This window comes from Lysinibacillus sphaericus (assembly GCF_006864135.1).
In the GTDB taxonomy this organism is placed as follows: domain Bacteria; phylum Bacillota; class Bacilli; order Bacillales_A; family Planococcaceae; genus Lysinibacillus.
On sequence record NZ_SADV01000015.1, the window covers coordinates 1 to 14,058 of the forward strand.

The 14,058-nt window shown below is 36.9% G+C and carries 12 protein-coding genes and 2 pseudogenes; 5 read left to right on the top strand and 9 right to left on the bottom strand.

The features are described 5' to 3' along the window. Positions 1-357: 357 nt before the first annotated feature. Positions 358-414: a DUF4184 family protein gene (locus C7Y47_RS26150; protein ID WP_366151280.1), complete on the bottom strand. Its 57-nt coding sequence runs from the start codon at positions 412-414 to the stop codon at positions 358-360. Between the two features lie 194 nt (positions 415-608). On the opposite strand from C7Y47_RS26150, the gene C7Y47_RS16255 reads away from it, so the two are divergent. Both C7Y47_RS16255 and C7Y47_RS16260 read left to right on the top strand, forming a co-directional pair. Further along, positions 609-1,367, top strand: a complete 759-nt coding sequence (locus tag C7Y47_RS16255) for an ABC transporter ATP-binding protein (RefSeq protein ID WP_142509730.1) — start codon at positions 609-611, stop codon at positions 1,365-1,367. Positions 1,368-1,370: 3 nt separating this feature from the next. Continuing rightward, the gene (locus tag C7Y47_RS16260; RefSeq protein WP_142509731.1) at positions 1,371-3,758 is read left to right on the top strand and encodes an ABC transporter permease; all 2,388 of its coding nucleotides are present in this window, start codon (positions 1,371-1,373) and stop codon (positions 3,756-3,758) included. 58 nt (positions 3,759-3,816) lie between these two features. Here C7Y47_RS16260 and C7Y47_RS16265 read toward each other — a convergent pair whose 3' ends face one another. Together C7Y47_RS16265 and C7Y47_RS16270 are read right to left on the bottom strand one after the other, a co-directional pair. After that, a complete protein-coding gene (locus C7Y47_RS16265; protein ID WP_185903511.1) occupies positions 3,817-4,842 on the bottom strand; it encodes an Rpn family recombination-promoting nuclease/putative transposase in 1,026 nt (341 codons plus the stop codon). An 82-nt stretch (positions 4,843-4,924) separates the two neighbouring features. Continuing rightward, positions 4,925-5,203, bottom strand: a complete 279-nt coding sequence (locus tag C7Y47_RS16270) for a DUF5643 domain-containing protein (RefSeq protein WP_142509733.1) — start codon at positions 5,201-5,203, stop codon at positions 4,925-4,927. A gap of 70 nt (positions 5,204-5,273) precedes the next feature. Between C7Y47_RS16270 and madM the strand changes: the two are divergent. Both madM and C7Y47_RS16280 read left to right on the top strand, forming a co-directional pair. After that, a pseudogene (madM, locus tag C7Y47_RS16275) lies at positions 5,274-5,973 on the top strand (malonate transporter subunit MadM); the annotation flags it as partial. 157 nt (positions 5,974-6,130) lie between these two features. Further along, complete coding sequence (locus tag C7Y47_RS16280; protein WP_142509734.1) at positions 6,131-6,616, top strand: NUDIX hydrolase; 486 nt, start codon at positions 6,131-6,133, stop codon at positions 6,614-6,616. Positions 6,617-6,763: 147 nt separating this feature from the next. Here the strand turns inward: C7Y47_RS16280 and C7Y47_RS16285 are convergent, their stop codons facing one another. The 6 genes and pseudogenes from C7Y47_RS16285 to C7Y47_RS16310 form a co-directional block, all read right to left on the bottom strand. Next, positions 6,764-7,969 carry a dihydrolipoamide acetyltransferase family protein gene (locus C7Y47_RS16285; protein ID WP_142509735.1) on the bottom strand — a complete coding sequence of 402 codons (1,206 nt, stop codon included), beginning with the start codon at positions 7,967-7,969 and terminating at the stop codon, positions 6,764-6,766. 12 nt (positions 7,970-7,981) lie between these two features. Beyond that, entirely contained in the window at positions 7,982-8,959 is a 978-nt protein-coding gene (locus C7Y47_RS16290) for an alpha-ketoacid dehydrogenase subunit beta (protein WP_142509736.1), read from the bottom strand. Then, positions 8,959-10,056, bottom strand: coding sequence for a pyruvate dehydrogenase (acetyl-transferring) E1 component subunit alpha (gene pdhA / locus C7Y47_RS16295; protein WP_255505223.1), 1,098 nt, complete (start codon positions 10,054-10,056; stop codon positions 8,959-8,961). Before pdhA ends, C7Y47_RS16290 begins: the two co-directional genes overlap by 1 nt. 105 nt (positions 10,057-10,161) lie before the next feature. After that, positions 10,162-10,752 carry a TetR/AcrR family transcriptional regulator gene (locus tag C7Y47_RS16300; protein WP_142509737.1) on the bottom strand — a complete coding sequence of 197 codons (591 nt, stop codon included), beginning with the start codon at positions 10,750-10,752 and terminating at the stop codon, positions 10,162-10,164. Between the two features lie 314 nt (positions 10,753-11,066). Then, a pseudogene (locus C7Y47_RS26155) lies at positions 11,067-11,534 on the bottom strand (DUF6886 family protein); the annotation flags it as partial. Positions 11,535-11,751: 217 nt separating this feature from the next. Beyond that, entirely contained in the window at positions 11,752-12,954 is a 1,203-nt protein-coding gene (locus C7Y47_RS16310) for a YbfB/YjiJ family MFS transporter (RefSeq protein ID WP_142509796.1), read from the bottom strand. 119 nt (positions 12,955-13,073) lie between these two features. Here C7Y47_RS16310 and C7Y47_RS16315 point away from each other — a divergent pair, with 119 nt between their 5' ends. Then, positions 13,074-13,964 carry a LysR family transcriptional regulator gene (locus C7Y47_RS16315; RefSeq protein ID WP_142509739.1) on the top strand — a complete coding sequence of 297 codons (891 nt, stop codon included), beginning with the start codon at positions 13,074-13,076 and terminating at the stop codon, positions 13,962-13,964. The last annotated feature ends 94 nt before the right edge of the window (positions 13,965-14,058 follow it).

Here is a 14,058-nt window from a genome sequence, read left to right on the forward strand (position 1 = left end):
GCACGAAGCGAAGCGTAGGAGGAGGCTCGGCGCTCGCCCGCGGAAAGCGAGCGGAATGCTTCGGAAAACAACAGTAGAGTCACAGTGCCAAATGAAAAAAGCGAGCTATTCAACGATTTAATCGTTGAATACCTCGCAATGTGAAAAGATATAGACTTTTTCAGTGCCCTCTTTTTATGGAGCCTCTTTTTAATATCTTTGCTCCACCTTAAATTAAACGATAATTCCGAAAATTAAGAATATAAGAAAGGGAAGTCAGAAAAAGTGGAGGTCTGTCCTATTTCCCCTATTGGTTGGCCTCGTAAAAATTATTCAAAGTCAGGGGCCATACTACCGAAAACCATTGCGGAAAAATTATTACCCTTCTCTGGAGAAAGGTAATACTGCCGCCGGATGGGCAAACGTTAATGGCATAGTATCCCCCTTCTATTTAACAAAGTATTTATTACTACGTTTTACATCTCTAAAAGTTACTTAGAGATGTAAAGATCAGCTGATTCCATCAACAAATTTTTCTGTTGTAATAATTTATTAATAATTTAATAAGGACCTTATAATAATTCCCCCTTACACTAAAAGAAATAAAATCAAATGAAGGAGGTATTCTCGTGGAAAAAGAGGTACTTATTCAGGCCCAAAATCTATGTAAGACATATTCCACAGGTAGTGAGCAATTTCATGCAATAAAAAATATTAATATCAAAATATATAAAGGAGATTTTACTGTCATTATGGGAAACTCCGGTTCAGGTAAATCGACATTGCTTTATCTTTTAAGTGGTCTAGATTCTATTACAGCCGGTGAAGTCTATTTTCATGGAGAAAGACTTGATACATTTACTGAACAGCAGTTAGCTACATTTCGTTCTAAAAAAATTGGTTATGTCTATCAAAGTAGTAATCTCGTTCCGGATATGACATTGCTAGAAAACATCACCCTCCCAGGATACATTGCAAAATATCCTAAAAAAGATGTGATAAAAAAAGCGGAGACGCTATTAAATAAAATGGGTCTTGAAGAGCAACGAAATCGTTTACCTTCGCAAACCTCTGGTGGACAGCAACAAAGGGCTGCTATTGCCAGAGCATTAATAAATGATCCAGAGATTCTGTTTGCAGATGAACCGACCGGGAGTTTAAATTACGATCAAGGTGTAGCTGTCTTAGATATTTTAACGAATTTAAACAAAAAGGGTCAGTCTGTTGTGATGATTACGCATGATATAAAAGCTGCTTGTCGTGCAAATCGGCTTATTATTATTCAGGATGGAAAGCTTGAAGGTATTTTAAATTTCGATCAATTCGATGATGCTAGCATACAAGAGCGTGAACATATTATCTTCTCTTATGTTGCGGGAAAGGAGTAAAAAATGCGCGCAATACTTACTCTTTGCTTTGCACATATCAAGAAAAGAAAAATCCAAAATGTACTACTAGCAGTTCTAATTATGCTATCCACCCTTTTATTAGCTACCTCTGTAACGATTATTATGAATATAAACAATATATTTGAGAAAACACATCATGATTCCAATGGGGCTCATCAAATTTTAACGATGGGTAAGGATATTCATAACCCTATCACTGTAAACAAGTGGTGGCAAGAGCAACAAGGAGTTACTCCCTCGAACCTTATTCCATATAGAAATTTATCTGGCTTTAAAGCGAGTGGTGTAGAAACGGCAAATCATCTTTACCTGTATATGATGAATACACCAAAAACGCCCTTTGTTATTGATCAATTACTATTTTCAGAGGGCGAAAATCAGGACTATCCTATAGAGGGAACGATTTGGATTCCCACATCGATGGCTGCTACTTCGAATATTTCACTTGGAGATGCTATCGAATTTAACACCGGCGAAAAAGCTTTTATATTAAATGTTTCTGGTATCGTTGTAGATTTGCCATATGGTGGATCCTTTACAACGAATGCTCGCATTTGGATGAACGACTCTGACTACCATAAACAATTTGATACGTTGATAGGGTCTGAAGAGTATATGATGGCCCTTCGCTTTGATGATTATCAGCAAAGTGCAAGCTATTGGATTGAGTTTGAAAAGTTTTTAAAAGGTCCATACCTTGAATCAAAAATGGATTACGAGCAAATTTCTTCATTTTATTTAATTATTAATAAAATTATCGGCTTTATCATGATAGCTTTTGGTGTAGCAATGTTATTCATTTCATTGTTTATTATTGGTTTTAGTATTTCAGATGCCATTTTAACGAACTATAAAACGATTGGTGTTATTAAATCTCTTGGACTCACTTCTCGGAAAATTAGTGCAACCTATGTTTTACAATTTGGTTTATTATCAGTGTTCTCAATTATTCCGGGTCTTATTGCCAGTACAGTCCTTTCCAGAGTGATCATAGAAAGCTCTTTATCTTATTTAAAGGCCGGAAAGCATTTAACGATTATTCAAGATTTTAGAATCGCCATGCTACTTGCTGTAATAATCCTTGTCATTGTTATCCTTACTGTGTTCATTTACTCAAACAAAGCACGCCACGTTGAACCAGTACAGGCAATTAAATACGGTATGTCAGAATTTGCAAACAGTAAATTGAATCGGCGTTTAAACAACTCTAATCGTCTTTCTAATTTAGTCAATTTGCCGTTTCAACTTCAAATTGGCATTAAAAATATCACCAAAAATATGAAAAGTTCCATTCTTATTATTGTTCTTACAGCCATTACTTCTGCTATTTTAGTGTTTAGCGCAGTCATTCTTAATAGCTTTATTTCCATCAAACAAAACACACCAGCATGGGGCTACGATTCATCAGATGTCGTAGTAACGGATATTAATGAGGCAACATTTTCAAAACAACAGTTTGAACAATTTTTACGCTCAGATGAACGCATTAAAAATCACGCTTGGCTAGATCAATTTATAGGAGTATTCCCTAATGAACCCAATCAACCGCTAAATATTAGTGTCGATACTATTGAAGGTAGTTTTGATGATGTTGGATACGAGACAATTTCTGGACGTAATCCTGTAAATAAAAATGAAATAGCCCTTGGTATTAATGTCGCGAAGGCTTTACACAAAAATTCAGGGGATATTGTAGAAGTCTATATCGAAGGCAAGCAGCATCATTTGATTGTTACTGGTATTTATCAATCGATAGCAAATATGTCTAATTCAGCGAGAATTACCGCTGATGTTATTAAAGTTTATAATGCTACCTATTCTGCTTCAGAACATAGTATGATCAATTTGGTCGATGAGACATTATCAGCTCAAATCGTTGATGATTTAAACAATAAATTTAAAAGCTCTATCTCAGCTGTCACCCAACAAACATTATTAGATGCTGTCTTTAAAGAAGTGATCGCTGTTTTAATAATCCCATTATCTGTTATCGGAATTTTATTTATCGCTGTAACATTCATCATTATTTTTAGTGTTTCTAGAATAAACGTAAGAAAAGAATGCGGAACTTACGGCATTTTTAAATCTATTGGTATGACCTCAAATACTATTAGATGGTCGATTTCATCAGGAATCCTGTTTCTTTCAGCACTAGGGACTATATTCGGGATTTTTATCGGTGTAAAAGTAATACCAGTAGCTTTACAAAGTATTATTGTAGAATATGGCATACTGGAGTTACCCCTTGTGATAAATTGGCCAATAACCATCGGATTATCTCTCTTAAGTGTTGTGGCAGCCTGTCTTGGATGTTGGATATCAACGAAAATCATCTCCAAAACCTCTCCCCGAATTTTGCTTGTTGAATAAAAAATTGCCCCCATCTGCCTAGGTAGTGGGGGCAATAATTTTGATATATGGATTGTCATTAATCAAGCTGTTCCTTTAATTTATTTATTTCAGTTAATGTTAATTCTGTAAATTCAGCAATTGTTTCTAAATCAATGCCTTTCTGTAACATTGTCAAAGCTATTTCTTGCTGCTTCTTTTTCTCCCCTTGTTCAATACCTTGTTCAATACCTTGTTCAATACCTTGTTCAATACCTTGTTCAATACCTTGTTCAATACCTTGTTTTATTCCCTTAGCTAATCCTTCTTTTTCCGCCAAATATTTTGCATCCTCTAACTTCGCTCCCTCGTCTAATATATATTTTAAACGGGATTCATAGGCAAATATTTCTTCTGGAGATTGACTTAATTCTTGCCAAATAGTTAAAGCATTTTCTATTTTTTTATCGTCCATAGCAAGTTCCTCCAACTCCAAATAGATTTCTTTATAGACTCTTTCCTTTCTTGCATCAACCATCCCTAGTAACAATAGCCATCTCGCAAGTACATTATCTAATGGGTTCAATTTATTATCAAACCAATGCTTAATAAATTTATTCATTTCTATAAAGTGAATTTCAAGAACATCATCAATTCTAAATTTTTCATTATCTTCATACAGATGAAATGTAGTATGATAAGCATCAGTTTGCTCAAACAAACTAAAATTACAAATATTAATGGTAATTGTTGGTCGTAATTTGTGATAAGCTGTACCCTTTCTAAGCTGTGAAGTATATATTCTTGACCAGTAAAAAAGGGTTCGCTTAATCATATCGTACTGATTGCTTAATTGAATTTCTACATTAATCATCAGATTTTCTTGGGTTCTCACGAGAATATCTAGCCGAGATTGCTTATCATCCCCATGCTCACCACTAAATTCTTGACTCAAAAAAGAGACTTCCTTAATAGCATCGCGACCTGTACGATTTAAAATTGCGTTAAGAAAGACAACCGTTATATCTTTATTATTATCATTTCCAAATAATTGCTTAAAGGCGTAATCAACTTTGAGATCTACAAATTTTTCAAGTGGAATTCTACGTAAAGCCTTTTCATTCATACCCATCACTCCAAATGATTTACCTTAATTATAGCATTTTGGAGCAAAAGAAGATAATTAGCTATATTTTGTTACATAACTATTATTTTTGTAGATTTATTACTATCGGTGCAAGCGTTGTTTCTTTATAATCCGCTACTTCTGTTGTCCCATTGCTAACAACTGATTCACCGAATGGTTGTTCACCATCATTTTCCGATGATTTGGTGAGGCGAACATGTGGCACAATTGTCAAAGTCTTTGCCCTTTCATCTATTTTCTCAAGCGTCTTACCCGTGCTTATATCGTTTGGAAAGCCACGACCTCCAAAATTTGTGCCACCATATACATTTCCGATATCATCCTTTATCGTAAAATCCAAATCAATACTGTCTCAATAATCTAATACTTGCTGGTCCAATTGTTGCCTCGCGTAAACAATTGCCGACATCATCACAATGTGGATAGCTTACTTAATTTCAAATAAATTAACAAAGGGGCTTATCCACGGCTCTGCTATCGCAATAGTGCTTGGTTGAATTTTGGCTTATATTGGTGGGGTTACAACTGGTGGAGCGAAAGGTCTTTCAGATGTTAGTTTCCTTGCGGGTATTGGCTTCTTAGGTGGTAGTATGCTTCGTGATTTCGCCATTGTTTCTATTTCTTTTGGGGCCAATTTCGATGAAATAAAAAAATCAGGACTTCGTGGCATCCTCTCTTTGTTCATCGGAGTAGTCTTATCTTTTATAATCGGTGTTATTTTTGCTACTAGTTTTGGCTACAATGATGCGGTTAGTATTGCAACAATTGGGGCTGGCACAGTTACGTATATCGTTGGCCCCGTTACAGGAGCAGCTTTAGGTGCAAGCTCTAAAGTAATTGTTATTAGTATTGCTGCTGGTTTGGTAAAATCAGTACTTGTGATGGTGGGCACACCTTTTGTTGCAAAGTATATCGGCTTGAATAACCCTGTTACTGCTATTGTTTATGGTGGGTTAATGGGAACTACTTCAGGTGTAACAGGATGATTAGCAGCTACAGATCCTAAACTAGTACCTTATGGAGCAGGCAGTTACTGCAACTTTTTATACAGGCTTAGGTTGCTTACTAGCACCTACCGTACTCTATTTATTAACAGATATGATTTTTTAGCAATAACAATAATGCAAAAATAATTTTTTTAGTAGCGCAAACGTTATCTAGTTTGTGCTACTATTTTTTCATCTACAGTTTTTTTGATAAGAGCAATGGCATTTACGTTCAAATGCTTAGTTTTTTTGCTTTAACAAACAAAAAGGAGGGACAAGACTTGGTTGAATTTACAATTTGCTTTCTTAAGAAGGGTGATCAAATATTATTGCTAAATAGAGACTTTCCAGAATGGATGGGAGCTTGGAACGGTGTAGGTGGAAAGATTGAGAAAAATGAAACGCCACTAGCTGGTGCCTTACGAGAAATTAACGAAGAAACGGGCATCTTACTGAACGATATTACATTCAAAGGAAAAATAAACTGGACTGATGGAATGACCGACTACGGCTGTATGTATGCTTTTATTGCTGAATTACCAGAATCCTATCATTATGTGACACCGATTAAAGTTGCAGAAGGCATTTTAGATTGGAAAGATCTATCATGGATTTTCCATCCTAAAAATGTAGGAATAGCAGATTTAAAATATTACTTACCGAAAATGTTGGATGAAACAACCAACTATGAATATATATTTACATATAAAGATAATAAATTGATCAACGTTACTTCTACCCCATTTGCACAAACATTTACTGTCTAGATGACACAAAAACTCGTAAACACAACAGAGGCGTTTACGAGGATTAATTATTCTCTTGGCTGTGCAAATCTCATTTTGCACAGCGACACTTGCATACTATCCACAGAACAACAGAAATCGCTTTGGCTAGCATCTATCATTTTTGAACTATAGTAAAAAACGTACAGGTTCCTCTAAATAGTCTGCCACACTACGCATAAATGCATTTACTGGCTCGCCATCAATAACACGATGATCAAATGTGCAAGACAGTGTCATTGTATGGCCAATTTGTATTGTATCTTCTACTACGATTGGCTCTTTCACAATTTTATGAGTGCCCAGGATTGCTACTTCAGGATAGTTCGTAATCGGCGTCGCAAATGTTGCCCCGTCCTTTCCTGTACTAGAAATCGTAAAAGTACTACCTGTTAAATCTTCTACCGTTGCTTTTTTAGAAAGAGCCTTTGCCAATAAGCTTTCTAGCTCCTCTGCAATTTCAAAAATACTTTTTTTATTTGCATGCTTTATCACTGGCACAAGTAGACCATCTGAAGTAGCAACTGCAACACCAATATGAATATAAGGGAAAATCACAAGTGCTTTTTGATCTTCATCTACCTTGGCATTAAACTGCTCATGTTCCTGTAAAGCTGTCGCTACTGCCTTGATAAAAAAAGGTAAGTAAGTTATTTTTTTGTCCTTCATTTCCGGCAGTTGTTGAATACTTTTCCTAAAAGCCACTAATTTCGTTACATTAATTTTTTCCATTCCGGTGCATAATACTGCTTTAGAAACAGCTTTTTGCATATTTTCAAAGATTGCTTTGCGCAAGCCACGAATAGGGATGATTTTATTTTCATTCACTTCATCTTCACTACGTTTTGACTTATTTTGCACTAGTGCTATCGCAGACGATGATTGTTTAGCATGTCTATCTAAATCACCTCGCAACACCCGTCCGTTTGGTCCACTGCCCTGTATTTCTTCAATGTTAATGCCCATAGTGCGCGCTGCTTTTCTAACTGAAGGGGCTGCCATCACCCTTCCTAATACTGAAAATTCAATCTTCTCTTTTGGCAAACTCTCCTCTTTTTTCTCTTCAAATGGCTGTGTTTGCTGGGGTGGTGACGAATCTGAGGTTTTACTAAATTGACAAAGCAGACTACCTACCGTAATGGTATTCCCCTCCTCGCCTCCAAGCTTCTCAATCACCCCTGTAATTGGCGCTGTAATCTCTACAACGGCTTTATCGGTTTGAACCTCTACTAACGGCTCATTAATCGCTACTTTTTGCCCTTGTTTTACAAACCAGCCAACAATTTCTGCTTCATGTAAACCTTCCCCTATATCAGGGAGTAAAAAATCATACATTACTATCCCTCCCTATTCTTTCATGACATTTTGTACTGCACTTACAATGCGCGCTACGGTTGGCATCCATTCTGCCTCAATGCTCGATACTGGGAACGGTGTATCATAACCTGTGACACGTAAAATAGGTGCATGCATAGCATACATACAGTTTTCGGCAATAACTGCTGCGATCTCCGCCCCTACACCGCCTGTTTTTGCCGCTTCATGAACAACGACTAGTCTGCCAGTTTTATCTACCGACTGAATGATAGTCTCATAGTCAATAGGTGCGATTGTGCGTAAATCAATGATTTCCACAGACACACCCTGCTCTTGTAATTGCGCTACTGCCTGTTTTACCGTTACGACACTCGGACCATATGTAACGATGGTCACATGCTCCCCTTCTTGAACAATCGCCGCCTGACCAATAGGCACTTCATAGTATTCTTCTTGTACTTCCTCTTTTATCGTTCGGTATAGCTTCAATGGCTCTAAGAACAATACTGGGTCTGGATCTTTAATCGCCGCTGCGAGTAACCCTTTAGCATCGGAAGGTGTACTTGGCATAACTACCTTTAAACCTGGTGAGTGTAAAAACAATGCTTCTAAACTATCTGAATGTAATTCAGGTGCATGAATCCCTCCTCCGTACGGTGCTCTAACAACCAGTGGCACGGTAACTGTACCTTCCGTTCGAGAACGAAGGCGTGCAGCTTGTCCTACCATTTGATCCATCGCCTCATAAATAAACCCTAAAAACTGTATTTCTGCTATTGGTTTAAGTCCTCTAGTGGCTAAACCTACTGCAGCTCCGATAATTGCAGACTCAGCAATCGGTGTATCAACTACACGCCTTTCTCCAAAACGTTCTATGAGCCCGTCCGTCACACGGAAAACCCCACCATTCTTTCCGATATCCTCACCGAGACAGAGGATTGTTTCATCATTTTCCATTGCTTGGCTTAAGCATGTATTGATTGCCTGTACTATTGTCATCTCCATCATTACACCCCTCCTCTTTGTTGCATTTGTCTTACTAAGTTTTGAGGCATTGTTTCATACGTTGCTCTTAGTACTTTTGGAATCGTTGTCTTTTCAATTGTAAGTGCCTTTTCATAGGCTTTTAAAACGATTTCTTCGCAGTCATTTAACAGCTCCTCCTCTTGCCTCTCATCCCATAGCCCAGTAGAAACAATAAATTTTTTCATTCTTTCTATAGGGTCATTTGTCAGCCATTGCTCAACTTCAGCTTGGTCTCTATATTTCGTCGGATCGTCTGCAGTTGTATGAGGTCCTTGGCGAAATGTAACAGCTTCAATCAGCACAGGCTCTCCATTTTTAGCTTTTTCTATAGCAAGCTTCGTTGCCTCATAAACTGCTAATACGTCATTGCCGTCTACTCTAATTCCTGTAATCCCATAAGCCAAAGCCTTTTGTGCGATTGTTTGGCTAGCGGTTTGTTTATGAATTGGATTACTAATTGCCCATTGATTGTTTTGAATAAAGAAAACCACTGGTAATTTATATACACCTGCAAAATTTAATGCTTCATGGAAATCGCCCTCAGAGGTACCTCCATCACCCATATAAGCAACCGAAACACTATCTTCCCCTTTATATTTACTAGCCCATGCCCCACCTACCGCATGTAAAAATTGCGCTCCAATAACGATTTGAATAGGAAAAATAGATAAATCAGTTAAATGCTGCCCAGCCATTTTACCCATTGTGTAACAAAAGAACTTATCGATAGGCATCCCGTGAACAAATGAAGCCGCAATATCTCGGTAACTAGGATAAATCCAATCATTCGAAGTCAATGCGTAAGCGCTTCCAACCTGTGCTGCTTCTTGCCCTCTAATTGGTGGATATGTTTTTATTTTACCTTGGCGCTGAAATTTCAATGCAATGCCATCAAAGATTCTTCCTTGTACCATATGTTTATACATTGCGATGCATTGCTCATCTGTAGCCGTTCTTTTAAAGAAAGTTTCCGAAAGCGAACAATCTTCCTCCAAAACTGACGCGGTGTCAATTTTTAAACACGACTGATTTAACCACATTTCAATTTCTCCCTCTAAACATGACTGATTTAACCACATTTCAATTCCTCCCTTTATAACGTTATTTCTATTATAAGTAAGAAACCGTAGCCGCGTCATTAGCTAATTTTGTTTTTATTTAGCTTTTTTCCACTTTAAGAAGAATTATTTAAATAAACCGTATATATACATGGTTGACATATCACGTGCAATTTCTTCAATCGGAATGTCTGTTTTGTCCAAAATAATTTTCCATAAATACCGCTCTCCAATGTAATACAATGAACCCGCAATAACCTCTGCATGATAATTTTCATTGCGAATCAGCCCCAGCTGTCGAACAATTTCTACGTTGGCAGATACCCTTTTAATAAATTGATCCGTGATTGATTCCCATTTCTCCTCAATTAACGGGGACACCCCCTTTGCTTCATGAATCAATCTAAATATTTCCTTGTTTTCAACTGCCAAGGATAAGTAATTATATGTATTTTTAAACGTAAATTTAAAAGCCTCTTGCTTATTTTTAGGCGTATAATTTAGTTCTACAATTTTATAGAATGGGCCCATGACATCCTCAACTAAAGTTGCCAAAATTTCCTCTTTCCCTAAGTTAAAATGAGAATAAATCGTCCCGTAACCTAGTCCTGCTTCCTTGGCAATTAACTTGATCGTCGTTTCCTTATATCCATTTGCTAAAAAAACATTTTTTGCCGCTACTAATATTTGTGCTCTTGTTCGCTCACGCTTATCCACCTATATCACCCTCCCAAATTTTCGCTTAACTAAACATAATAAATAATTTCTTTTATAGTCAACTTTTGCGTTTAAGAGGCTTGGCTAATTATTTTCTTGGTTGAGCAAATCGCATTCTGCACATCGACCAATTCAATGGTTTTTTGAATTTCATCATAGATGTTCCTCAAGTTATCGACTACCCGTAATTCAACATTACTTATCAATTATGCCTCGGCATAATTGCGTCCGGAATCGGCTTTGTGCTTGGGCCCGCGTGATGCAGGTCAGTTAGCCGTTATCGCATGGATGCGATGGTTTTAAGCTACCATCCTTTATTGAACTCCTTTCCGATTACCGTGACATCCGCCGGAGGCTTTAACTTCTTTCAGCGGATGTTTAGACACCCGCTGAAAGAAGTTAAGCATTTCCTCTACTAGATTTTCTATTTCAAATTTAGCAAAAGGATATTGTGTTGTTTCACTTGTAAAATAACCAGCATTTTGCTCCTGTAGTGAAAATTCGCGGATGTCAAACTCATATAAGTAAAGTTTTGTATTTTCCATTGCCTCAAACCACTTGCTTTCAATTACGACAACATGATCACATGACGCTGATGTTATATAAGCTCGTTTATCTTCTTCGATTATACTCTCACCAATATGGAAGCAAACTCGTGGACAATTTCTAGGTGTTAAAAAATTAGGCAAGCATGTATCGTTAATTGCCCATACTAGACCTTTTTCTGGATTTAAATCAGGCCGATCAGGTAATCGTGGATGAAATACTGTAATATCACTATCCTCACTGACATGCTATATGCGCACATAGTTCCCTCCTTTTTAATCGTCTCTTTATTCGTTGCTGTTCTTATTATGCTATTTACTCATTGCTGTATAGAATCGAAACGTTATGTCCCTTATGCACATTCATATTTTTTATATCATGTAGATGATGCATGCCATCTTTAAGTAAAAATACAAGCCAGAAATCCCCGATCGAATTTCTAGCTTTTCTAGTTTAAGGACTAGATTGAGTTTTGATAGGCAATACATTGTCTACAGTGGCTTGTCGTTTAACAGTGATCCACCTTCCACATAACATAACAATCAATGCAAAAAATACAATGACTCCTGCAAAGACAAGTGCTGCCTTATAGCTACTATAAACTGCTACAAGCTGACCCGCGATGATCGGTCCGATAATTTGTCCAAAGGCATAAAATGTTGTTAATAATGATACGACTGGACCGCTTTGCGTCGGGAATAGCTGACGTGCATAAGAGGTCGTTAACGTCACAATGCCTACAAATGTTAAGCCGAATAAAAATGACGATAATAATACACTCCATACTGTTTGTGAAAATACTGGTAACAGTATACCTAATACTTGCAATACATAGGCAACAACTAAAATTTTGATGGCAGAGAATTTTTCTAATAAAACAGTCCAAACAGGTGCTGATGGAATAGCCGCTACCCCAACAATGACCCAGCTATACGAAGAGTATGCTTGTAGTGAAGGAATATTGTGAATAATATCCACTAAAAATGTACCCGTGATAATATAGCCTAATCCTTCAAAGCCATAGGCGACGATCAACCATGGCATAAAGCCCTTTGTCATTTTTGCATCCGAGGATTTTACGGTTTTCACACTATCTTGTACATGCAAATCTCTCCAAAGTATAAATGTTGTCACTAAAAAAACTGCAGATAAAACCCCTAAACCGATCCATGTACCTTGCCAAGCAAAACGTACTTCAATAGCAGGGACTAATAAACCTGAAATAGCAATTCCTAATCCGATACCACCAAATAAATAACCTGACCATCGTGTAAGTGAATGCTTTGCTAAATAATCCATAACAATACTACATGTTAATACAAAAATAAGTCCCCCTGTAATGCCCGCAATCAGACGAAGTACAAGCCAAATACTATATATTTCAATGATTCCCATAAGAACAACAGAAAGGACATTCAAGACAACACTTAACAATAAAAAGTTCTTCTTTTGGCGATTGATAAATCCTGCCCACAAAGCGCCAATGAAATAGCCAATATAATTACTCGATGCTAAAAACCCTGCAACTTCAAACGAAAACCCGACATCCTGACGCATAAATGGCAAAATTGGTGTGAATGCAAACCGGCTAATCCCCATAGCCACTACAAGTAATAGCACCCCACCAAATAAAATTCCGATGTGCTGTCGATTCATCATGTCCCCCACCCCCTAAAAACTTTTTGTAATTAAAAGGATACAGAGTGAAAATTAATAAATCTAATATATAATTTATATAAAAGGATAAAAAATTTTTATAAGAGGTGGGATACATAATGAATTTACATGCTCTTAGATTATTCACAAAAGTAGCTGAGCTCAAAAGTGTTTCTAAGGCAGCGCAAGCTCTAATGATTAGTCAACCTGCCGTTACCATTCAAATTAGAAATTTGGAAAAAGAACTAGGCTTAACGCTGTTAGAACCAAAAGGTCGAGGAATTACCTTAACACAAAATGGGGAATTTTTATTTAAACAGGCTCAGCGACTATTTGATTTAGAATTGGATATTGAAAACAAACTAGAGCAATTAAAAAACACAGGTAATGAAGAATTACAAATTGCTTCTACCCATGTCCCATCCCATTTTTTATTACCAAAATGGCTCGCAAAGTATAAACAAGCCTATCCGACAACTAATATCCACATAAAAACGGCTAACTCCCAGCAGGTTATTGAAGAATTGCTTCACTATAAGGTTGATATGGCTTTTATCGTAAAAGAAGATGGGCATCATCCAGATATTAATTATCAATTTCTCATGAATCTTGATTATTGGTTTATCGTCCCATTTGGTCATCCGCTGGCAGAACAGAAAGTGACATTAGCGGAATTAATGCAGCAGCCATTTGTTTCACGTGAAGATGGTAGCTCTACGAAAGAATATTTGAATGCTTTATGTAAAGTTCATAAAATTCCACCACCAAGAGTAGGGCTTCAATTGGACGGGATCAATGAATCCATTTACGCCATTGCAGCTGGGTATGGTACGATGCTAGCTCCATCCATAGCGGCATCTAGCTTTATTCAACGACAGCAAGTAGCGCGAGTTTTTATAAAAGACATCGATATTCAGCGTCCTATTTATCTTTGCACAAGGAAAAATGAACAAAATACCTCTTCGACCTTTATTACTTTTAGTAACATCATTAATGATTCAATTTCATAACAATTACTTTTCAAAAGTTTGAACTACACAAAATTTGTGCAATAACGAATTGATGTGTAGTTTTTTATATCTAAAATTTGTCATCTACTATATC